Below are 21,115 nucleotides of genomic sequence, written 5' to 3' on the forward strand. Positions count from 1 at the left end.
TCAATTTTCCAGTTGAGTGTGACTGAGAATTTCCTGGATCAGCTCGGTACCAAATTCTTCCTCTGCTTGCTGCCATACCACGTCGCGCACGTGCTGCGCCATCTCTGCTAACTCTTGATCGGAAAGCTCGATGTACTCCATACCGCCTTCTTGAGCGGTGGCGATCCAGTACTCATCCTCGGATTGGGCATCCGAGAACTGCTTGTCAACGACCTCATAGGCTGCAGACGCGACAATTTGCTGATCCTCTTCGTCTAAGGCTGCCCAGGTATCCTGGTTCATCATCAGCGCAGCTTGACCGAAAAAGTGCTTGGTATGCACAAAGTAGTCGAGGATTTCGCCGAAGAACTCATAGTCCCAGTAAATGATATTGCCGGCGTCGCCATCCACCACGCCTGTCTGGATGGCAGTATATACTTCGTTCCAGTCAAGCGGCACCGAGTGGTAGCCCATCGCCTGTACGGTTTGAGGTACGGGAAAAGCAGGAATGGCACGTACCTTCAATGCTTTCTCCTTGGCTTCGCCGAGGCTTACCGCATAATCACCACGCGTAGCGACGCCAGTGAACCCCCACGGAAAAGACCCAAACATCTTGAGCCCCATATCAGTGAAGATCGGCTCAACGATACCGTTCATCCAACCGCCGCGCTCCCAAGCTGTCTGTGCTTCCTCCCAATCCAAGAATAGATAAGGTAGCGACATCACTCCAACCCGGTTGTCGTAGGAGGTCGGAGTAGCGGCGATGACCATGTCGACACCGCCCATTAGCATATGGTCGAAAACCTCGCTGACATTGCCAAGCGCTCCTTGGTGAAACACCTGGGCTGTCATGCGACCATCTGAGCGTTCTTCGATCAAATCAGCCCACCTCTGCATGCCCCGCCCTGCCGGAGAATCTGCCGTATCCTCCGCATTTACCATACGGAAGCGGTAGGTATCATCGCTCGCCATAGCAACGCCTGGAATTATCAAGACAGAAGCAATGAGGGTATTCAAAATAATACAGTGGTTGAGCTTTGTTGAAGTTTTCATTTATTAGCTGCCTTTTTTTAGTGGAGATATTGTAATCTGGCGTTTTTCTTTATCTGTTGTATTGCAGTTATCCGTTTAAACTACTTTGGTGAGTTAAGTAGTGGAAACGACATTTTTGACCAGCAAACCACAACCTTTTGTTATGGATAAAAAGATTTAACGGATTTTTCAGGCCTGCCTTCCAAGTACAAAACAGGAGAGACAGGGGCGCAGCAGGCGACTTGAGTAGCTTTCCCTTACTCTATTTAGGTGAGTTTTATCCAGGTTGTTTTGAGTTCGCAGTACTGGTCATGAGCGTAGATAGATTTATCGCGCCCACCAAAACCGGATTGCTTGAATCCGCCAAACGGAGTGGTAATGTCGCCTTCGCCGAAACAATTTACAGTCACAGTGCCAGCACGAATCGCCGACGACATGCGATGAACGGTGTTAAGGTCGTTGCTCCAAAGCGATGCCGCGAGGCCGTAGCAGGTGTCGTTGGCTAAAGCGATGGCTTCTTCTTCGGTATCAAATGCCATCACCGCCAGCACTGGGCCGAAGATTTCTTCACGGACAATGGTTGATTCAGGGGTGGCGTCATCGAAGATCGTCGGCTGCACGAAGTAACCGCCGCTCTCTTTGCGAACCCGCTCACCACCGGTAAGTAATGTAAGTCCTTCCTTTTTGGCTGTTGCAATATACGAAAGTACTTTCTCCATGTGAGCTTCCTCCACCAAGGCGCCAAGATTGACCTCAGGATCCAATGGGTCGCCCAGCTTCCAATCACTTTCCAACTGGGCCAGCACCTCCTTGAGCAGGGCGTCCTTGATGGAACGGTGTACAATAAGTCGCGAACCCGCTGAGCAGTTCTCACCCATATTCCAAAAAGCGGCAGCGAGAACGTTACTGGCGACCGTCTTGATATCGTGGATATCGGGCATTACCACCTGAGGGTTTTTGCCACCACATTCCAGCAAGACTTCCTTGAGATTACTGGCCGCCGAGTATTCAAGGAACATGCGCCCAACTTCTGTGGAGCCAGTAAAGCCCACTAGGTCGATATCAGGGTGCATACCAATTGCCTTACCAGCCGTTGATCCCATGCCGGGTAGTACATTGAGCACCCCTGCTGGCACGCCTGCTTCGAAGGCTAACTCAGCAAGGCGCGTGGTGCTCAGCGAAGTTAGCTTGGCAGGCTTGAGGATCACGCTGTTCCCAGTGGCTAACGCCGGACCCAGCTTCCAGCCAACCATCATGGCTGGGAAATTCCACGGTAGCACTGCGCCAACCACACCGATCGGCTCGCGAGTGACGATGGAAAGCACACTGCTCTCAGTGGGTGTTACGGCATCGTTGAGCTTGTCGATGGCTTCGGCATGCCAGCGGATGGTATTAGCGGTATCGGGGATATCGACATTGAAGCACTCACTGATCGGCTTGCCAGCCTCAATGGCTTCGAGCACCGCTAACTCCAGGCAGTTTTCCTCAATCAGATCGGCGAAGCGTTGCATGATCGCTTTGCGTTCGGCGGGCGCCATCTTCGACCAAACACCCGCTTCGAAAGCGCGGCGTGCGGCTTTGGCGGCGATATCAACGTCCTCGGCATCACACGCGGCCAGCTGAGTAATAACCTCTCCGGTGGCCGGATTAAGGGTGGCGAAGGTTTTGCCCGACCTTGCTGGTACGAACTGACCATCGATGAAGGCTAGATTGCGATATTCGAGCCGTTCAATTTGCTGCGCAATATTTTCCTGGGTGAGGGTGTTGGCCATTATTTTTTACTCCCTTATTGATCTCTCGGTTACGTACTTCTCTCTGCACGAAGCATGGTTTTCTATATCGATTCGGTCACTTAGCGTTCAATTCCAGCTCGCCACTCCTTCCAGGCGAGGGCCTTGCGCACCCCCATGCCAAGCAGCGGATAGGGCGGGTTGGCGGCTGGCTTGGGCTGCTTCAACATGATATCGAGCAGCTCACTCTCCATACCGAGTGCGTATTCGGCGATCAGTTTTCCGGAGATAGTGCCGCCAGTCAGACCCAAGGCGTTTTGGCATAGGGCGCTGAACACGCCAGGGGCGAGTTCACCAAACGGTCTGCCATTGTTGCGGGTTAGGCATAAAGCCCCTCCCCATGTGTATTCGAAGCTCACCTTCGATAGCATTGGAAAGCGTCGTTTAAAGGAACTCTGATGGGCGGCTCGCGCTCTTGCCAGCTGGCGATCATTGGTACTGACGTTAGGGTTATAGGTGAAGGAGTTTCGGATGCAAATACGCCCGTCTCCCATGCGTCTAACCGTTGTGCCCATTGGGTCTGCTGGTATCAGCGCCCAGCTATTGTCGCCGCCTAGCCTGGCGCACTCGGCATCGCTCAGTTGGCGAGTCAGGCTACTGTAGGTGTAAATCGGCAGCAGACGCCCCTTGAGTCCCAGTTGTTCGAACTGAGCAGCATAGGCATTGTTGGCTAGCACTAGCCGGGGCGCCTCAATGCGGCCCTGGTCGGTCACCAGCACATGGGGTTTGCCCACGTTTATATGGCGTACCGGGCTGTCCTCGAACAACTGCACGTTTTCGGGCAGAGCCTGGCTCAGGCCTCGTACTAACGCCGCCGGCTGAACCAGCACGCAGCCGGGAGTATGCAAGCCAGCTTTGTAGAAGCGCGTGCCGGTAATTGTCTGCATATCATCAGCGTTTAATGCGCGGTAGGGCTCGCCAAGCGCAGAAAGCCCATTGGCAAACGTTTCCAACACACGGATGCCTTGGTCTCTAGCCGCGCCATGCAGTTTGCCCTGCTCGCGCCAATCGCAGTCAATACCATGGCGCTGCACTATCTCGCGCATGTAGTCGATTGCGCCGCGGTTAAGGCGAATCTGTTCTAGATCGTGAGTGCGGTCGCCAGTGTAGTCGCTGGAGTTAAGGTCATGCGGTAGATCGATCATGAACCCCGAATTGCGCCCAGCGGTACTGAAGCCAACGCGCCGAGCATCAATCAGGGCGATATCGTCGTTTGGTTTCAGCTCGGCCAAGCGACGGGCCGCAGCCAATCCAGCCAGACCAGCCCCCAATACCACCCAGTCGGCCCGTACGTTGCCACGCAGCGGCATGCTTGGCGGGGGTGGGGGCAAGGTTTCGTACCAGCCGCAGCATCCATCGTCCTGGGGAAGAAACTTGCATTGCAGCTTCATGGGGCGTGCTCCACGGCAAGGTTTCAACTGCGGCAGGCAACCAATGCATCATAGACCTGCTTGAAGACAGCCTTCTCTTGCTCATTCAAGGGCAGCAGCGGGCGTCGCGCCGGGCCGACTGGCAGGCCAGCCAGCTCGCAGCCGTATTTGATGTACTGACAGAACTTGCCACCCTGCTCCAGTAGATTGAGCATCGGTAGCAGCCGCGCGGCCAGCTCACGCCCGGTGACGAAGTCTTTATCTATTACACAGGCCTTATGCAAAGCGACGTGCTCGGGGGCTAGGAAGTTGGAAGCACCGGCCACCCAGCTCCGGGCGCCCCACACGAAGAATTCCAGCACTTGGTCATCCATGCCACAGCTTAGCTGTAGCTGATCGGCGTGATCGGTGGCTAGCGTATGGAGGCGCTCAATAGAACCTGTACTTTCCTTGATTGCCTGTATATTAGGGCGGTCGCGCAGGGCTTCTATTAGCGCCATGGTCATCGGCACACCGGTGCGATCAGGAAAGTTGTAGAGCATAACCGGCATATCGAAGGCATCATCAATAGCACGGATATGTGCCAGTAACTCGTCTTGAGCCGGTTGGCAGTAGTAGGGCGCGGCCACCAGCAGAGCATCGAAGCCACTATTCTTAGCATGTTGGCCCAGTTCTAAGCTGTCTGCTGTGGCAGTGGCATTGATCCCTGCCATCAACGGAATCCTTCCCTGTACATGCTCTATTACTCGGTCAAAGAGTCTCTTACGCTCATCCATGCTCTGGGCGTAGTACTCGCCTGTAGTGCCACCGATGATTAAACCATGCACTCCCTGTTCAATTAGTGTATTGAGCAGTTCATCCAGAGCTTCGAGCTTTAGAGAGCCATCACTGTTGAAGGGCGTGACGACAGGAGTCCAGATACCGTCGAAGTTCATATTATTACCTTTTGGAAATGACGATGTGAGAGCGTCGCCCGTTAAATATTTACGAACGGTTTTGCGGCTGAGTTTGTTCAAATATTCTCAAGCGAGCCGAACTGTCAGGATAAGCAGTGATGCCATAGCGACGGAAGAAACCTTTTCTATCGTCAAATCATGAGCAGATGTTATGGGGAGACCGGTATCTTTTATCAGAGCCAAAGGTTCAGAATGAGGTATTACCAGAAAGTACGTTAGCAACCCTGGCAGCTAGAAAATAACAACTCTTCACCTGCTGGCGATGAAGATATCGGTGCAGTAAGCCGCCTGATTGCTAGTCTTTTTACTTCCTTCCACGCTCTGCCTTTCCTGACAGCTTAAGGGTCTGTTGATAACCGTTGCTTTGGGGTAGTCTTCCAACGATGCCGCGATATCGAGTTCCGGATTACTGTGGGTCTAGGCAGCCAACTGGCTGAGTAGAAGTGCCTTTTACCCGAGCGTTGAGGATTTCACGTAATGAGCCGACATACTGCTCCAGATCAAACACTGTTGAAGATGCCTTCGCTGCGGGCAGTAAGGTCGTTTGTCGCGGCGGCGCGCTATCAGAACTTCACCCGCGCAGCAGAGGCCCTATGCGTGACCCAGGCTGCTATCAGCCGTCAAGTGCGCGAACTGGAGAGCTTCCTGAAGACGCCTCTGTTCAAGCGAGTGGGAAGTGCTGTGGAACTGACGGCAGCAGGCGCTATCTTCTTCGATGCCGCTCAGCTTTCGTTCATCAATATCGCTCAAGCCGCTGATCGCATCCGAGATGATTTTGGTAACGTTGCTCGACAATCGCTAACGCTATGTTGCTCGCCTGCCTTCTCAGCGCTGTGGATGTCGCACCGCCTGCCTAGCTTCTTTAGTAACAATCCGAACATCGACCTCAACTTGGTGACGACGCAGAACTTCCTTGCCATGGAACCAGGCGTTTCTCCAGATATCTTTATCACCAAGCTATCGCGTGTTATGGAAGGCTATATCAGCATTCCGCTGTTCTGTGATGTAATCTACCCGGTGTGTTCGCCTCGCTACTTGGAGAAACATCCAGAGATCGGCACTCTGGATGGGTTGCGACATGGCGCTGTACTGCTCAACCTTAGCCCCTACGGGCGCGCTCAGGTGGCCGAGCATGTGGACTGGGGGGTGTGGATGGCTATTCACCAGATCGAGATCGCTAGGAATGCTAAGGATAGCTCTCATTTCTTCAATGCAAATGACTATAACATGTTGATTCAGATGACATTAAACCATCAAGGTGTTGCGCTAGGGTGGGATCATCTAGTGATGCCGTTGATAGCAGAGGGAAGACTGGTTAGACCAGTTGCTGAGCAAGTAGTGCTGGAGGAAACGCGCCACTATCTTTGTTATCGTGAAAACCGGGCCGCTGACGAAGAGATACAGCGCTTTCGTGATTGGTTTACCGCCGAATGCGGCATGAACGTAAGCCCTGAGAATTGAGAACATGTTACGCGCACCAGCGTTTCATAGTATCGGTCGACTTCGCTCTATACCTCTATTTTACTCCTCTACTGCTCGCGGCTTTCGTCGACTCAAAGCACTTGGAAGTGCGCAGGTTCCTAAAGAACGTCGCACTTTATGGGGTTATGTCTTTTAGGATTGCTGTATGAGGTTCGCCCGTTTAGCTACCACTTGATTGGTCTACGGGTGTAGCCGCTATAGTCAGCATCCATCGTCGTCTTGAGGTAAAACCATTCCAGGCTCCATGCGTTTCTGATGCCACTCAGCACAGTTATGCCTTGAATCTCTCCACTAGCTGCTTAGGGTGTTGGTGAGAATATCTCCTCTACCTGTATCACATTGCCACACTGGCTCGGGCTATAACCCGGCAGACCCTGCACCGCCTCTTGAAAGGAAGCGCCGCGCAATACCTGCAAGAATTCGTCAAATTTAGGCTCTTTCAGGGAGCGGTGATGACAGGCCAGCAAGTAGTCTTCCGTGGCCAGCGGCACAAATTCAAGCCCAAACCGCTGCGCGGCCGCCTCGACACCAAACCCTGCATCCGCCATTCCCGCCGCCACATAGGCCGCTACCGCCGAGTGGGTGTACTCCTCAATCTCGTAACCATTCACTTTGGATGTAGCAATGCCTGCCTCGGCCAGCAAGCTATCCAGCAGTTCCCGGGTTCCCGATGATGCCTGCCGGTTGATAAACGTGACCGGCCTATCGGCCAGTGCGGCAACGCCATCAATGCCCAGCGGGTTACCCGGCGCCACCATTAGCCCCTGCTGGCGGGCGATAAATCCTATTAGCCGATGATAGCGGGGTTTGAGCAGGCGGCGGTATTTGCGCCGTGCCTTTTCACCCACTGCCCCCCTGGGCAGATGGCAGCCCGCCAGGTCGCAGCCATTGCGGTTAAGGGTCGCCAGTGCTTCCAGCGGGCTGCAGTACTGCAGATCAAGCTGCAACTCTCCCAGATGCTGCGGCAGCAGCTCTATCGCAAACCCGTGGCTGGCGTGGAGGCGAAGTACGGGGTGCACGCCTTCCTGGTGCTGCTGAATGGCAAGATTCAGCTCGGAGCTCAGGCTATCAAGCTGCGGGCTTAACCGAGCGGTGGCGCGTTGTTCGGCCCATAGCAGCTTTTCACCCAGCGGTGATAATTGCGCCCCTCGCCCACGCGCCATTTCTACCAAGGTGACACCAAAAAACTCCCCGCCCTGGCGCAGTAAATTCCACGCGTGACGATAGGAAATACCCGCCTCTTCGGCAGCATGGGTCAACTTGCCATGACGATGCACCGCCCCCAGCAAGCGCAGAAGGTTGGTATCGAGACGGTGCCCCTCTTCATCACTAAAGCACCAGGTGGGCGTTACCTTGATCCGTTTCATAGGCACACTATTTCATATTTTTAAGTCGATAACTTGATGCTAGCTTTGTATTAACCGTGATGCACGTCTTTTTAAATATGAAAAGCAGTGCATATTTAAAACATAATAAGCAGTCGTGAGGAAGGCATCATGAACCATTCCCAGGAGTGGGCGCCGCAGGCAATTCAGGCCGAGGTCGACGCTCTGAAGCACAAGCCCGGCGCCCTACTGCCGATCCTCCACGCCCTTCAGGATCGCATCGGCTTCATTCCCGAGGCAGCGGTGCCCATCATCGCCGATGCCCTCCACCAGACACGTGCCGAAGTGCACGGCGTCATCAGCTTTTACCACCACTTTCGCACCACACCACCGGGGCGCCACGTCGTGCACATCTGCCGCGCCGAGGCCTGTCAGTCGGTAGGGGCGCGCCAGCTCGAAGCCCACGCCAAGGCGCGTTTGGGGGTCGACTACCACCAGACCACGTCGGATCGCGAAATCACCCTCGAATCCGTTTACTGCCTGGGCAACTGCGCCTGCGGCCCGTCGATTCGCGTGGACGACAGCATACGCGGCCGCGTCACGCCGGAAGCCTTCGATGAATTGATGGATGAGCTACAAACCCGGCCGCTGGAGGTGATGGGATGAGCGTCCGCGTTTATGTACCTCGCGATACCACCGCACTTTCGCTGGGCGCCGATACGATCGCCAGCCGGCTGGAGAGAGAGGCCGCCGCACGCGGCCAGTCAATCACGTTGGTACGTAACGGCTCCCGTGGCCTTGCCTGGCTTGAGCCGCTGGTGGAAGTCGACACCCCCATCGGCCGGTTCGCCTATGGCCCGGTAACGCCGGGGGATGTAGCGGCGCTGCTCGACAGTGGCCTGCTGGAAGGTAGCGTCAGCCACCCACTGGCACTGGGCCCAACGGAAGAGATCGACTACCTCGCCCGCCAGCAGCGTTTAACCTTCGCGCGTATTGGTATTACTGACCCGCTATCGATCGAGGACTATCGCGCCCATAACGGTTTTTGCGGCCTGCAGGCTGCGCTGCAACGCGAGCCCCAGGACATCGTCGAGGAAGTCAAAGCCTCGGGCCTGCGCGGACGTGGCGGGGCGGCCTTCCCCACCGGTATCAAGTGGCAGACGGTGCTCGATACGCCCGCCGACCAGAAATACATCGTCTGCAATGCCGATGAGGGCGACTCTGGCACTTTCGCCGACCGGCTGGCCATGGAGTGCGACCCCTACATGCTGATCGAAGGCATGACCATCGCCGGGCTCGCGGTGGGCGCCACCCAGGGATATATCTACCTGCGCTCCGAGTACCCGCTGGCGAAACAGATCCTCGACGAGGCCATTGCCCGCGCCGAGCAGGCCGGTTACCTGGGCGACGACCTCCAGGGCAGCGGCAAAACCTTCCACCTGGAAGTGCGTCTCGGCGCCGGGGCCTATATCTGCGGAGAGGAAACCTCACTGCTCGAAAGCCTGGAGGGCAAGCGAGGGCTGGTGCGCTTCAAGCCACCGCTGCCCGCCATTGAGGGCCTGTTCGGCCGCCCTACCGTGGTCAACAACGTGCTCTCATTAGCTGCAGTGCCATTTATTCTCGCCGAAGGCGCCGAGGCCTACGCTAATCACGGCATGGGCCGCTCGCGAGGCACCCTGGCCCTCCAACTGGCGGGCAACGTCAAGCGTGGCGGTCTGGTGGAGCTGGCCTTTGGCACCACTCTGCGCACGCTGATGGAGGATTTTGGCGGCGGTACGCTCACCGGAAAGCCCTTGCGCGCCGTTCAGGTAGGCGGGCCGCTGTGCGCCTACCTGCCCGAAAGCCAGTGGGATATGCCGCTGGATTACGAAACCTTCGCCGAGGTCGGTGCAGGCGTCGGTCACGGCGGCGTGGTGATGTTCGACGACAGCGTCGATATGGCCGAACAGGCGCGTTTCTCGATGGAGTTCTGCAAGGTGGAGTCCTGCGGCAAGTGCACGCCCTGTCGTATCGGCTCGACCCGTGGCGTGGAGGTAATCGATCGTATTCGCGCCAACAACAATCGCGAGGCCAACCTCGCCCTGCTGAGTGATCTTTGCGAAACGATGGTAGACGGCTCGCTCTGCGCCATGGGCGGCATGACCCCCTTCCCGGTGCAGAGCGCCCTGAAACACTTTGCTGAGGATTTCCAGCGGGCGGCGAACGGAGACAGATCATGATTCAGCACTTCGACCCCAGTCAGCATGCCAGCAACGCCGGGCATAGCAAAGACCTCGGCACGCCCTTCCCTGCTCAGGCCGTCGGCACTGCCTCGGTGAGCCTTGATATCGACGGCGTGACAATCAATGTGCCGGAAGGCACCTCGGTACTGCGCGCGGCGGCTCTGGCGGATATCAACATTCCCAAACTGTGCGCCACCGACAGCCTGGAGCCCTTCGGTTCCTGCCGGCTGTGCGCCGTGCAGGTGGAGGGACGCCGCGGCCTGCCCGCCGCCTGCACCACGCCCGTTGCTGAAGGTATGAAGGTGACCACCCAGAACGAGCGGCTGGCCAAGCTGCGTCGCAACGTGATGGAGCTCTACATCTCCGACCACCCGCTGGACTGCCTGACCTGCCCGGCCAACGGCGACTGCGAACTGCAGGACATGGCCGGTAGCGTGGGGCTTCGCGAGGTGCGCTACGGCTTTACGGGCGAGAACCATCTGGACGCCGCCAAGGACGAATCCAACCCCTACTTCACCTTCGATCCCAGCAAGTGCATCCTCTGTTCACGCTGCGTGCGCGCCTGCGACGAAGTCCAGGGTACTTTCGCGCTAACCATCGATGGCCGCGGGTTCGAATCCAAAGTATCAGCAGGCCAGAGCGACGCCTTCATGGACTCGGACTGCGTCTCCTGCGGCGCCTGCGTGCAGGCCTGCCCCACGGCCACGCTAATGGAAAAAAGCGTGATCGACCACGGCGTGCCGGATCACAGCGTGGTCACCACCTGCGCCTACTGCGGCGTGGGCTGCTCGTTCGAGGCCCAGATGAAGGGCGACCAGCTGGTGCGCATGGTGCCCTACAAGGGCGGCGACGCCAATCACGGCCACTCCTGCGTGAAGGGGCGTTTTGCCTTCGGCTACACCACCCACCCGGATCGCCTGACCACGCCGATGATTCGTGACTCAATCGATCAGCCCTGGCGCGAAGCCAGTTGGGAAGAGGCGATCAGCTTTGCCGCGAACCGTCTCAAGTCGATTCAGGCCGAGCACGGCCGCGAGAGCATCGGCGGTATCACCTCCTCGCGCTGCACCAACGAAGAGACCTATCTGGTGCAGAAGCTGATTCGCGCTGCATTCGGCAACAACAACACCGACACCTGCGCGCGGGTGTGCCACTCGCCCACCGGCTACGGCCTGAAGACCACGCTGGGTGAATCGGCGGGCACCCAGACGTTTGACTCGGTGATGAAGTCGGACGCGATTATCGTGATCGGCGCCAACCCCACCGATGCCCACCCGGTGTTTGGCTCGCTGATGCGCAAACGCCTGCGCCAGGGGGCGAAGCTGATCGTCGCCGACCCTCGCCGTATCGACCTTTTAAAGACCCCGCACATGAGCGAGGCCCAACATCTGCCGCTGCGCCCAGGCACCAACGTGGCGCTGGTCAACGCGCTGGGTCACGTGGTGGTGACGGAAGGTCTGGAAGACAAGGCGTTCGTGGCCAAGCGCTGCGACACCGATGCCTATAACAGCTGGCGTGAGTTTATTGCTGAACCGCGCCACTCCCCGGAGGCCACCGAAGCCATTACCGGCGTGCCCGCCGAGGCCGTGCGCCAGGCGGCACGCACTTACGCCACGGCGGGCAACGGCGCGATCTACTACGGGCTGGGAGTGACCGAGCACAGTCAGGGTTCCACCATGGTGATGGGGATTGCCAACCTGGCCTTGGCCACAGGCAATATTGGCCGCGAGGGCGTGGGTGTGAACCCGCTGCGCGGCCAGAACAACGTCCAGGGTTCGTGTGACATGGGCTCCTTCCCCCATGAGTTGCCGGGCTACCAACACGTGGCCGACCCCATCGCCCGCGGCCGCTTTGAGGCCGTGTGGGGTGTGAAACTGGACGACGAACCGGGGCTGCGCATTCCCAATATGTTCGACGCTGCCATCGAAGGCACCTTTAAAGCGCTTTACGTGCAGGGCGAAGATATCGCTCAGTCCGACCCCAACACCCAGCACGTCGAGGCGGCGCTCACGTCGCTGGACTGCCTGATCGTGCAGGATATTTTCCTCAATGAAACGGCCAAGTTCGCCCACGTACTGCTGCCGGGTTCAAGCTTCCTGGAGAAGAATGGCACCTTCACCAACGCCGAGCGACGTATCAACCGGGTACGCAAGGTGGCAGCCCCGGTGGCCGGCAAGGAAGACTGGGAAGTCACCCAGGATCTGGCCAATGCGCTGGGCTACCCGATGCACTATACCCATCCCTCCGAAATCATGGACGAAATCGCCCAGTTGACGCCAAGTTTCGCGGGCGTCAGTTACGCCAAGCTGGAGGAGCGCGGCAGTCTTCAGTGGCCCTGTAACGCCGAGTACCCGCTGGGCATGCCGACTATGCACGAGGTTGAGTTCCCCATCGGGCTGGGACGCTTTGCAATTACCGAGTACGTGGCCACCGAGGAGCGGGCCAACCGCCGCTTCCCGCTACTGCTCACCACCGGCCGGATCCTTAGCCAGTACAACGTGGGCGCCCAGACCCGGCGCACCGACAACCAGCGCTGGCACGATGAGGACGTACTGGAGCTGCACCCTTCTGACGCCGAGCTGCGCGGCATCCGCGACGGCGACTGGCTGGGCATCACCAGCCGTGCCGGCCAGACGGTACTGCGTGCCCGGCTCAGTGAGCGCATGCAGCCCGGCGTGGTGTATACCACCTTCCACCACCCCGGCAGTGGCGCCAACGTCATCACCACGGACAACTCGGACTGGGCCACCAACTGCCCGGAGTACAAGGTCACGGCGGTGCAGGTGGAAAAAGTCAGCCAACCGTCGGCCTGGCAGCAACGCTTTAGCGCCTTTGACCTGGCCCAGCGTGATTACCTGGCCAAGGCCCAGCAGGAGGTTCCATGAGCATCCACCATACTCGCGACGCGGTAGCGCGCCAGCCGGTGGAGGTGCGCCGTGGCGCTAACGGCTGGTACACCGATACCCAGGAGGATCTACTGGCCCTGGAAAGGCCGGTGGCCCTGGTCTACAACGGCATCTCCCACGCGGTGATGATGGCCAGCCCGACGGATATTGAGGAGTTTGCCCTGGGCTTCAGCCTGTCAGAAGGCATCCTGGCCAACGTCGACGAGTGCTACGACCTCGATATCCACGAAGCACCCCAAGGCCTCACCGTTCACCTCACTATTGCCAGCCAGCGAATGGCCGAGCTCAAACAACGGCGGCGCAACCTGACAGGACGCACCGGCTGCGGGCTATGCGGCACCGAAGCCCTGGAGCAGGCCATCCGGCCAATTCCCCATGTTATGGCGCCGCAGTTGAGTGACGCCGCCATCCAGCGTTCCCTACGGGAGCTGTCCATCCACCAGCCGCTGCAGGGGGCCACTGGCGCCAGCCACGGTGCCGCCTGGTGCGATGCTTGGGGGAACATTAAACAACTGCGCGAGGATGTGGGTCGCCATAACGCCCTGGACAAACTGATTGGAGCCCTCGCCCGCGAGGCCAGCCCCCTCGGCGAAGGGTTCGCGCTGGTCACCAGCCGCGCCAGCTACGAGATGGTTCACAAGTGTGCCAGTGTCGGCATTGGTGCTCTGGTGGCGGTATCGGCGGCCACCGCCCTGGCCGTGGAGCAGGCCCAGGCATCGGGGCTGCTACTGGCAGGCTTTGCGCGGCCCGGCCGCCATCTGATTTACCATCGTCCCACGTCGGCGGCGATGGCACACGGCTGAGGAGGCACGCAATGTCGTCGAACCAAGATACTCACCTGATTCACATGACCAACCAGATCGCAGCTAACCTGGGCGGCGGTCGTGATGAAGAAATGGCAGCCGCGGCCACCTGTCGCCACCTGGAAACCTTTTGGGCACGATCAATGAAGCAGCGCCTAATAGCCACGCTGGAACGCGAGGATGCCGCGCTTTCACCACTGGCAAAGCGAGCCGTCAACTTGCTGGCGGAAAGATTGGCCAGGCGCCATAGCGGATAAACATCACAGGTGTTAACGCAACGGGGCTTGCCATCTGGCAAGCCCCGTTTTTTATACCCATCGTTTAAAAGCGCTGATACCACAAGCACTGTTAGTGGACGTTAGAACTCTTCCCACTCATCTGCAGCGTGCTTTGCCGTTGCCGGTGAAGGCTTGGATGATGGCTGTGACGAGGCTTGCGATGAAAGCGCGGGGCGTTTCAGGCCTTTATCACCGCCACGTTGCTGAGGCGCCGGAGAGGCCAGCGCCTGCTGCTGCGTGGGCTCATCTTCGCCGAGTACAAAGGAGTTGATTAGCTGATTAAGATGCTCCGCATGGCGGCGCATATTGGCAGCGGCGGTGGTCGATTCTTGCACCATGGCAGCGTTCTGCTGGGTCATGGTGTCCATTTCGGCCACGGCGGTGTTGATCTGGCCGATACCGCTACTCTGCTCTTTAGCGCCCGCGGTGATCTCACCGATCACATCGGTGACTTTCGCCACGCTGGAGACAATCTCGCGCATGGTGTCGCCCGCGCTACGCACCAGCTTCGCGCCCGATTCAGTGTGCTGAACGGACGTATCGATAAGCGCACGAATCTCTTTGGAAGCATCGCTCGAACGGCTGGCCAGCACCCGTACCTCTTGCGCCACCACGGCAAAGCCGCGGCCATGCTCACCTGCCCTTGCGGCTTCCACCGAGGCATTAAGCGCCAGAATATTGGTCTGGAAGGCAATCGCATCGATCATGCTGATGATGTCACTGATGCGCGAAGCGGAGTCGTTAATATCGCGCATAGTGCTCTCAACTTGCCCCATTGAGTTCTCGCCTTCACGGGCTACATCGGCAGTAGACTGTACCAGCGTATTGGCCTGCTGGGCATTGTCGGCGCTGTGATTAACCGTCGAGGTGATCTCTTCCATGGAAGCGGAGGTTTGTTGCAGGTTCGCGGCCGCCTGCTCGGTACGGGTGGCGAGCTCATCGGAGCTTTGTGAGATCTCCCCCGCCGCTTGGTGCACGCTGAGCGTACTGCTGCGTACATCACGAAGCGTGTTCTGCATCCGCGCTACAAAGGCGTTGAATTGAACGCTAAGCTCGCCAATTTCGTCACCGCTTTCAACTGCTAAGCGACGGGTTAAATCACCGCGCCCCTGGGCAATATCGTGCATAGCCGCAGTAGTGCGCTTGATCGGCCCCAGCGTGCGACGCACCAAGCCATACGCTATCAGTGCAATCACAATAAATAGACCCAGACCCAACAAGGAGGCAAATATAATGCCCTGGCGCAAATCGGCGGCAGCCGCGGCTTCAAGTTCGGCAATAGCATCGTCAGCATCGGTGACGTAAACGCCTGCACCAATGAGCCAATCCCATTTTTCAAGGCGGTCAACGAAGGAGTGCTTGGGTTCAATTCTGTCGGTACCTGGGTAATCCCACATATAGCTGTAGAAGCCCCCGCCACTCTGAGCAAGCTGAATGATCTCGCGAATCAGATAAGTGCCATCGGGGGTTTGCGCGTCGATCATGTTGGTACCTTCACGCTCCGGTGCAGGCGCCGTGACGATATTGTTACCGTCATAGTCGTAGATAAAAATGTAGTTGTTATCTTCAAAGCGCATGGAACGCACCAGCTCGGCTACCTGCTGCTTGGCTGCCTCATCGTTGGCACCGGCTTGTTCGTAAATGGGCTCGATGGCAGAAGTCGCCATCTGGACGATATCGCGTACCGCATGGCGGCGCTCTTCAATCAGCATTTCACGCTGGTTTGCCAACGTATCGCGGGTGTCTTGGGCGCTGCTGTAGGCTTTAAACCCGACCAGCACAACCGTCACTAACAGAAGAGGGAGCAGTACCAGCATCAGCACCTTGGTTTGTAAACCAAGGGCTCGTTTGGGAGCAGAAGGAGTGGACATATGTGGGCAAGCTCCAGAGTCAGTCTTGAGTGAAGAGTTTTTAGTAGTTATAGGAGCCTTATCGACCTAAAGTGCACGAACTTTAACCATTTTTTAGTTTTTTTACTTAATATTCAATTAATTAGCATTTAATGATTAGCTTCATAACCTAAGTTAAGGTTATTCATAGAGTAAAGGTTCATTGTGAGGTTGTGGTGGCCAGGGATGGCCCGTTTTAAGCAAGTCGCTTAACCACAATCTTCGGTTGCCCTGGTCTCTCTACCGCCTGGTCAGGGCGACCTTTTTGTTTGTAGGGCGGCGAGTTAGCTTCTGCCTCTTACTACTCTCTCCTGAAGCCAGATCAGGCAATTCGGGACTTCCTTGATATTTGCCCTTGTTATTTTCCATTGCCATCAGCGTATCATGGCGATAGGGCCTCATGTCCAAGGAGAATAACAAGCATGGTTCGAAACCACCCATTTGTTAGCGCTGTCTTGCTCCTGCTCCCTAGGTTGGTTCACTTTGCTTGGCGCGTATTACGCAATTTCCTGAAAAATCACGGTGTCCTGCTAGCCGGCGGAGTAGGCTACAACATTCTGCTCTCTATCGTGCCGCTTTTTGCCGTGCTCGTTGTGCTGTTAACCCAAGTCGTCGATCAGCAGCACTTACTCAATGTGCTGGCCGTACAGGCACGCCATATGGCGCCTGCCCACGCGGAGGTGTTGCTGGAGGCCGTTCGCAGCCTGCTGGAATCGCGAGATGTGATTGGCATTCTGAGCTTTCCCATTCTGCTCCTGTTCAGCTCATTCGCCTTTCGTATGCTGGAAGACGCCCTGGCGATCATTTTCCATGCGCCGGATAGCCCGCATATCAAACGCAGCGTTTGGGTTTCGGTAATGTTGCCCTACGCCTTTATGGTGGTACTGGGGGCGGCGCTTATGGTTCTCACGCTGGTAGTCACCCTGGCCAGTTCGCTTAATACGCTGGTGATGCTGCTATTTGAACGGGAACTGCCACTGGCGGGATTTTCCGAGCCGGTGCTTAACCTGGCCAGTTTCACTGGGGTGTTCTTACTGTTCAGCGCTATTTACAAAGTGTTGCCGGTGGTGCGCATTGCCTTACGTAGGGCAATCGTAGGAGGCTTTGTGGCAGCACTGCTGTGGGAGGGGGTTCGGCTGTTGCTGGTTTACTATTTCGCCAACCTCTCGTTCGTTAACGCCGTCTACGGTTCGCTGGCAGCGCTGGTGGTCGTACTGATTAGCCTGGAAGTGGGCGCCATCATTTTACTGCTGGGCGCCCAGGTGATTGCCGAATTAGAGCGCAATACCCGCCTTGGCTTGCCATGGCACGTCGACCCCAATCGCCAACCAATTACGCGGGTCGATTGACGTTCGCTAGCGGTCACTTCGGCCTGCGGACGCCGCTCATCAAGCATCCCTTTATCGAGAATAAAGCGGATAATCTCCTCTAGCCCTACCAAGCGAGCGCAAGGCTCGCCTCGCATCTGAGTCCGGTCGCGCTATTGCCTCCAACTGGCCGCCAGGGCGTCCAAGCGCTCACGCTGGAAGGCCTGCAGGTCTGCATTGGGTTGTTGCAGGCGCAAGAACTCGAGCATCGGATCCGCCACATCGGTAGACACGTCGCTGAGTTCCTCCACCACCGCATGGCCGCAGAAGGGAACGTAGGCCTCGGAGTAGCCGCCCTCGTGGATCATCACCAAGCGCCCGCCACAGAGTCGCTCAGCGGCCTGGCGCAGCGTGCGGGTCATCTTGCGATAGGACTCGCTGGTCATTAGCATCCGCGCCAGGGGATCGAAGCCATTGGCGTCAAAGCCACAAGCGACGATGATCAGCTCCGGGGCGAAACGCTCCAGTGCCGGTATCACGAGTCGTTGCAGAGCATGCTGGTAGGCGTCCTCGCCGCCACCGGGTAGCAGCGGGATATTGAGGTTGTAGCCGAGACCTTTGCCGCTGCCGCGATCCTCGGCTCCGCTGTAGCCCGGCGGGAAGCAGCCCTCCTGGTGCAGCGAGATCGTCAGCACGTCATCACGCTCGTAGTAGACGTGCTGGGTGCCGTTGCCATGGTGGACGTCCCAATCGACGACTGCGACACGGGTAAGGCCCGAGCGGGCTCTGGCGGCCTCAATGGCGATGGGGATATTGGCCAGCATGCAGAAGCCCATGGCGTGATCCGGCAGGCAGTGATGGCCGGGGGGGCGAGACAGTGCATAGGCGTTGTCCGCCTCGTCGCGCAGCACCGCGGCCACGGCCTCAATCGCCAGTCCCGCGGAAACCCGTGCCATCTCGTAGCTGCCCGGCCCGATAGGTGCGTGGTCGCCCAGTTCGCCGCCGCCGGTATCGCTCAGCGTCTTGAAGCGTGCCAGGTACTCAGCGGGATGAATACGCAGCAGGTCCTCCTCGCTGGCCATGGGAGCCGTGCGAAGATCCAGGGCCCGGCTCAGCCCCGAGACATCCATCAGGGATTTGAAGCGTCGCTTGGACTCTGGCGACTCGGCCAGCCCCCCAGCGGCAGGGGGTTGCACCCAACCGCCTACCGGCATGACCAGGGCGTGCTGGCCAGCGCTGTGCCACAGGCAGTGTTCATCGAAGAAGAAGGCGGTACGGCGGGTCATGAGTTCACTCCTTGGGAAGGGGCGGTTCGAGCGCCCCGCACTGTTGTCGAGATGCCGCTGGAAATCAAGATAAGGATCAGGGAGAGCAGGCCAAACAGGGCAGTGATCAGCAGCATGCCGGTGTAGTGGCCCTGGGCCTCGATCAGTTGTCCGGCGATGGCGGGAGCCACCATTAAAGCAGCCGGGGCCAGGGCGGCGAGGGCGGCGATCATCCAGCGCGACGAGGCGCCTTCAGTAGCCGATGTTTCGAGAGTCATGGGGAATCTCCGGTTGTCTTACGGTTCACCACACACGGGCCAGGCGCAGCAGGGCCTGACTACCGTGGAAGGCGTTGTCGGTGTCGATGTTATGCGAGAGGGCCAGCATTACCTGATGGCGGGGAGAGAGTTGATGGCCTAGCTCTACGCCCAGTTGGGTATAGCGCTGGCGGGTGTCTTCCAGCACTCGACCATCCAGCTGCAGCGCACCGCCTTCGGCATGGATCAAGCGCAGGGCGCCATAGGTATTGTCCGTGAGGTCGTAGGAGGCGAACGCCTGGAGGCGATAGAGCGGATCCTGCTCAAGGGTCATGCCCAGGTAGTCGTCGTTGTCACCGTAGAGTTGAGCTTCGAGGTTGGCCTCCAGAACCCACTTCTCGCCTACGCCGCGGGTGTAATTGAACACGAAGGTGGCCCCCCAGCGGTTGGCGCCGGGAGAGGTGCCAGGGCGCTGGCTATCGTACTCGCCCACGGGAACGGTCAGCATCGTCAACAAGCCGCTGGCAACGCGATCCTCGGGGCGGTCGACGAAGAACAGCGTGCCGCCCACCTGGGGATCCCCCAGACCACTCTGGCGTTCACGCTCGGCGGCACCGGGCAGGCGGGCATCCACCTCCACCAGAGGCATGACGAACTGGGGCGTGCACAGGCGCCCGCAGATATCACTGAACCAAATCTGGCGATAGGCCAGGGCATTGACGTCGAGGCGGGCGTTGCCCTCGAGGTCGGCTGCGCCGTGAAAGCGATTGGCCTGCTCGTTGCCCAGGTAGAGCACGCCTATCGAGGTGCCGGCCGGGGCAGAGAGGAAGTCTCTGGCATTGAGATCAGCGGCCTGAGAGGCAGTGGCGCTCAGTGCCAGAGCCGCAGACAGACCGGTGATGAAGCGCTGTAGCATGAGAGATGTTGTCATTGTATAACCTCTGGTTTGGTCAAGACGCAGGTATGCGACACCGTCACCCGCTCGGGCGATGGTCGGCATAGTGGGAATAAAGTGGGGCGCGGGGCCCGACGGGCATCAGCCAGGTGGCGAGCGGTTGAGCAGAGTGGCCACGCTGGCCTTATCGTGGAGGTCGAGTTTCTGGTAAATGCTGCGTATATGGTGGCGCACGGTGCTGGGGGCGATCGCTATCTCTCGGGCGATTTCCTTGTAGGTAAGCCCGCTGCCGAAGTGCTGGGCGACCACCAGTTCCCGTTCGCTGAGACAGGCGAGAGGGCCCAGGCGGCAGACGGTGAGTAGCCAGAGATCGAGAACCGGAAGGCACTGGATGCTGATCCTGGCACCTTCATAGCCAGCCTCGTCCAGGTGCACCGGAAGCGTCGGCCCCTGCCAGTCGGGCCACTCATCGCCGAGCAGGTCGCTGAAGCCTCGTTCGGCGCTATGCAGCACGCCCTGGCGGTCGCAAACCGCCAGGGCCAGGTGCGGCTGGCTTTCCAGGCACTCGCGACGCGCCACCAGAGTCCGGATCTGGCTGGCATCCACTGCTATCGAAAGGTGGCTGATCAGGTGGGTCAGTAGCTGGCGCTCCCGCTCGCCGAAGCGGGCCGAGCCGGGGCGGGCCGAGCCGGGGCGGCGATAGAGCGAGAGATGGTCACTGAGCCGGGTGCGAGGGCTGGTGTGAATCACGCAGAGCAGCTCGCTGAGGTCATGGCGCTCTCCCAGCCAGGCGAGCCCCGGTGTGGTGGCACGCATGTCGACGATCACCGCCTGGCCCGGCTCGCGGTGGCTACGCTCCACGGTGACGTCCTGATGTTCGATGGAGCGCCAGTCGGCCAGATACGTCTCGGGGAGTTCGTAGAAGAAACGGCTGTGCTCCTCGATCCGCCCATCGATCAGTACCGAGCGCCCCCACCAGGCGCAGTCGAAGGCCAGCAGTCTCTGTAGCCGAGCTAGGGCAGCGGGGTGGAAGTCGGGCAGAGGAAGCCTCTGGGCAAGTTGGTTAATGTCCCAGAGCAGTTGGCTGAAGGAGCCCAGTAAGTCGTCAGACGCCGCGGCATCGAGCTTGGTCATCGTCGGGTACCATTGTTGTTAGAAGGTGGCCGGGAACCAGAGCCATGACACCATCTTAGCCCCAGCTGGAAGGGCCTGACATCGTGCAGATGAACGATGTGGAGTCGAGTCGCTTTCTACCCTTGAAGCCGAACAGATCTATACGACGCCTCGCTGCGTTGAGCACCCCGGGAAATAACATTAGTCCGAAGCCCGCTGAGGCTTGCGGCGAGAAGCCCTTGTCGC

The 21,115-nt window shown here is 58.5% G+C and carries 17 protein-coding genes and 1 pseudogene; 7 read left to right on the forward strand and 11 right to left on the reverse strand.

The features are described from left to right. The 4 genes from dctP to E0L35_RS02080 form a co-directional block, all read right to left on the reverse strand. Positions 1 to 951, reverse strand: a complete 951-nt coding sequence (gene dctP, locus E0L35_RS02065; RefSeq protein ID WP_171051094.1) for a TRAP transporter substrate-binding protein DctP — start codon at positions 949 to 951, stop codon at positions 1 to 3. 326 nt (positions 952 to 1,277) lie between these two features. Beyond that, positions 1,278 to 2,783, reverse strand: a complete 1,506-nt coding sequence (locus tag E0L35_RS02070; protein ID WP_022521369.1) for an aldehyde dehydrogenase — start codon at positions 2,781 to 2,783, stop codon at positions 1,278 to 1,280. Positions 2,784 to 2,863: 80 nt separating this feature from the next. Next, positions 2,864 to 4,192: an FAD-binding oxidoreductase gene (locus tag E0L35_RS02075; protein WP_022521368.1), complete on the reverse strand. Its 1,329-nt coding sequence runs from the start codon at positions 4,190 to 4,192 to the stop codon at positions 2,864 to 2,866. A 23-nt stretch (positions 4,193 to 4,215) separates the two neighbouring features. Continuing rightward, on the reverse strand, positions 4,216 to 5,106 hold the full coding sequence (locus tag E0L35_RS02080; protein ID WP_138799470.1) for a dihydrodipicolinate synthase family protein: 891 nt from the start codon (positions 5,104 to 5,106) through the stop codon (positions 4,216 to 4,218). 498 nt (positions 5,107 to 5,604) lie between these two features. Here E0L35_RS02080 and E0L35_RS02085 point away from each other — a divergent pair, with 498 nt between their 5' ends. Beyond that, positions 5,605 to 6,588, forward strand: a complete 984-nt coding sequence (locus E0L35_RS02085; RefSeq protein ID WP_138799471.1) for a LysR substrate-binding domain-containing protein — start codon at positions 5,605 to 5,607, stop codon at positions 6,586 to 6,588. A gap of 320 nt (positions 6,589 to 6,908) precedes the next feature. Here the strand turns inward: E0L35_RS02085 and E0L35_RS02090 are convergent, their stop codons facing one another. Next, a complete protein-coding gene (locus tag E0L35_RS02090) occupies positions 6,909 to 7,976 on the reverse strand; it encodes a substrate-binding domain-containing protein (protein ID WP_138799472.1) in 1,068 nt (355 codons plus the stop codon). Positions 7,977 to 8,105: 129 nt separating this feature from the next. On the opposite strand from E0L35_RS02090, the gene E0L35_RS02095 reads away from it, so the two are divergent. Genes E0L35_RS02095 through E0L35_RS02115 form a run of 5 tightly spaced genes read left to right on the forward strand, consistent with a single transcriptional unit; the run spans position 8,106 to position 14,122 of the window. Then, positions 8,106 to 8,600 carry a formate dehydrogenase subunit gamma gene (locus tag E0L35_RS02095; protein WP_138799473.1) on the forward strand — a complete coding sequence of 165 codons (495 nt, stop codon included), beginning with the start codon at positions 8,106 to 8,108 and terminating at the stop codon, positions 8,598 to 8,600. Beyond that, entirely contained in the window at positions 8,597 to 10,153 is a 1,557-nt protein-coding gene (locus E0L35_RS02100) for a formate dehydrogenase beta subunit (RefSeq protein ID WP_138799474.1), read from the forward strand. The genes E0L35_RS02095 and E0L35_RS02100 overlap by 4 nt, the downstream gene beginning before the upstream one ends. Further along, positions 10,150 to 13,041 carry a formate dehydrogenase subunit alpha gene (gene fdhF, locus E0L35_RS02105; protein WP_138799475.1) on the forward strand — a complete coding sequence of 964 codons (2,892 nt, stop codon included), beginning with the start codon at positions 10,150 to 10,152 and terminating at the stop codon, positions 13,039 to 13,041. The genes E0L35_RS02100 and fdhF overlap by 4 nt, the downstream gene beginning before the upstream one ends. Further along, positions 13,038 to 13,865 (forward strand): formate dehydrogenase accessory sulfurtransferase FdhD, encoded by an 828-nt coding sequence (fdhD, locus tag E0L35_RS02110; protein WP_138799476.1) that lies wholly within the window; start codon positions 13,038 to 13,040, stop codon positions 13,863 to 13,865. Before fdhF ends, fdhD begins: the two co-directional genes overlap by 4 nt. An 11-nt stretch (positions 13,866 to 13,876) precedes the next feature. Next, positions 13,877 to 14,122 (forward strand): formate dehydrogenase subunit delta, encoded by a 246-nt coding sequence (locus E0L35_RS02115; RefSeq protein ID WP_022521360.1) that lies wholly within the window; start codon positions 13,877 to 13,879, stop codon positions 14,120 to 14,122. 101 nt (positions 14,123 to 14,223) lie between these two features. Here the strand turns inward: E0L35_RS02115 and E0L35_RS02120 are convergent, their stop codons facing one another. After that, positions 14,224 to 16,014, reverse strand: a complete 1,791-nt coding sequence (locus E0L35_RS02120) for a methyl-accepting chemotaxis protein (protein ID WP_138799477.1) — start codon at positions 16,012 to 16,014, stop codon at positions 14,224 to 14,226. 440 nt (positions 16,015 to 16,454) lie between these two features. On the opposite strand from E0L35_RS02120, the gene E0L35_RS02125 reads away from it, so the two are divergent. Next, complete coding sequence (locus E0L35_RS02125; protein WP_022521358.1) at positions 16,455 to 17,381, forward strand: YihY/virulence factor BrkB family protein; 927 nt, start codon at positions 16,455 to 16,457, stop codon at positions 17,379 to 17,381. A gap of 17 nt (positions 17,382 to 17,398) precedes the next feature. Here the strand turns inward: E0L35_RS02125 and E0L35_RS26550 are convergent. The 5 genes and pseudogenes from E0L35_RS26550 to E0L35_RS02150 all read right to left on the reverse strand — a co-directional run. Continuing rightward, positions 17,399 to 17,470: pseudogene (locus tag E0L35_RS26550) on the reverse strand (urease accessory protein UreG); the annotation flags it as partial. A gap of 42 nt (positions 17,471 to 17,512) precedes the next feature. Continuing rightward, positions 17,513 to 18,625, reverse strand: coding sequence for a class II histone deacetylase (locus tag E0L35_RS02135; protein ID WP_138799478.1), 1,113 nt, complete (start codon positions 18,623 to 18,625; stop codon positions 17,513 to 17,515). Continuing rightward, positions 18,622 to 18,882 carry a hypothetical protein gene (locus E0L35_RS02140; RefSeq protein WP_138799479.1) on the reverse strand — a complete coding sequence of 87 codons (261 nt, stop codon included), beginning with the start codon at positions 18,880 to 18,882 and terminating at the stop codon, positions 18,622 to 18,624. Before E0L35_RS02140 ends, E0L35_RS02135 begins: the two co-directional genes overlap by 4 nt. 25 nt (positions 18,883 to 18,907) lie before the next feature. Beyond that, on the reverse strand, positions 18,908 to 19,792 hold the full coding sequence (locus tag E0L35_RS02145; RefSeq protein WP_138799480.1) for a transporter: 885 nt from the start codon (positions 19,790 to 19,792) through the stop codon (positions 18,908 to 18,910). Between the two features lie 105 nt (positions 19,793 to 19,897). Continuing rightward, the gene (locus E0L35_RS02150) at positions 19,898 to 20,890 is read right to left on the reverse strand and encodes a LuxR C-terminal-related transcriptional regulator (RefSeq protein WP_138799481.1); all 993 of its coding nucleotides are present in this window, start codon (positions 20,888 to 20,890) and stop codon (positions 19,898 to 19,900) included. Positions 20,891 to 21,115: the final 225 nt, after the last annotated feature.

It is taken from the genome of Halomonas sp. ATBC28, assembly GCF_005937175.1.
Taxonomy (GTDB): domain Bacteria; phylum Pseudomonadota; class Gammaproteobacteria; order Pseudomonadales; family Halomonadaceae; genus Vreelandella; species Vreelandella titanicae.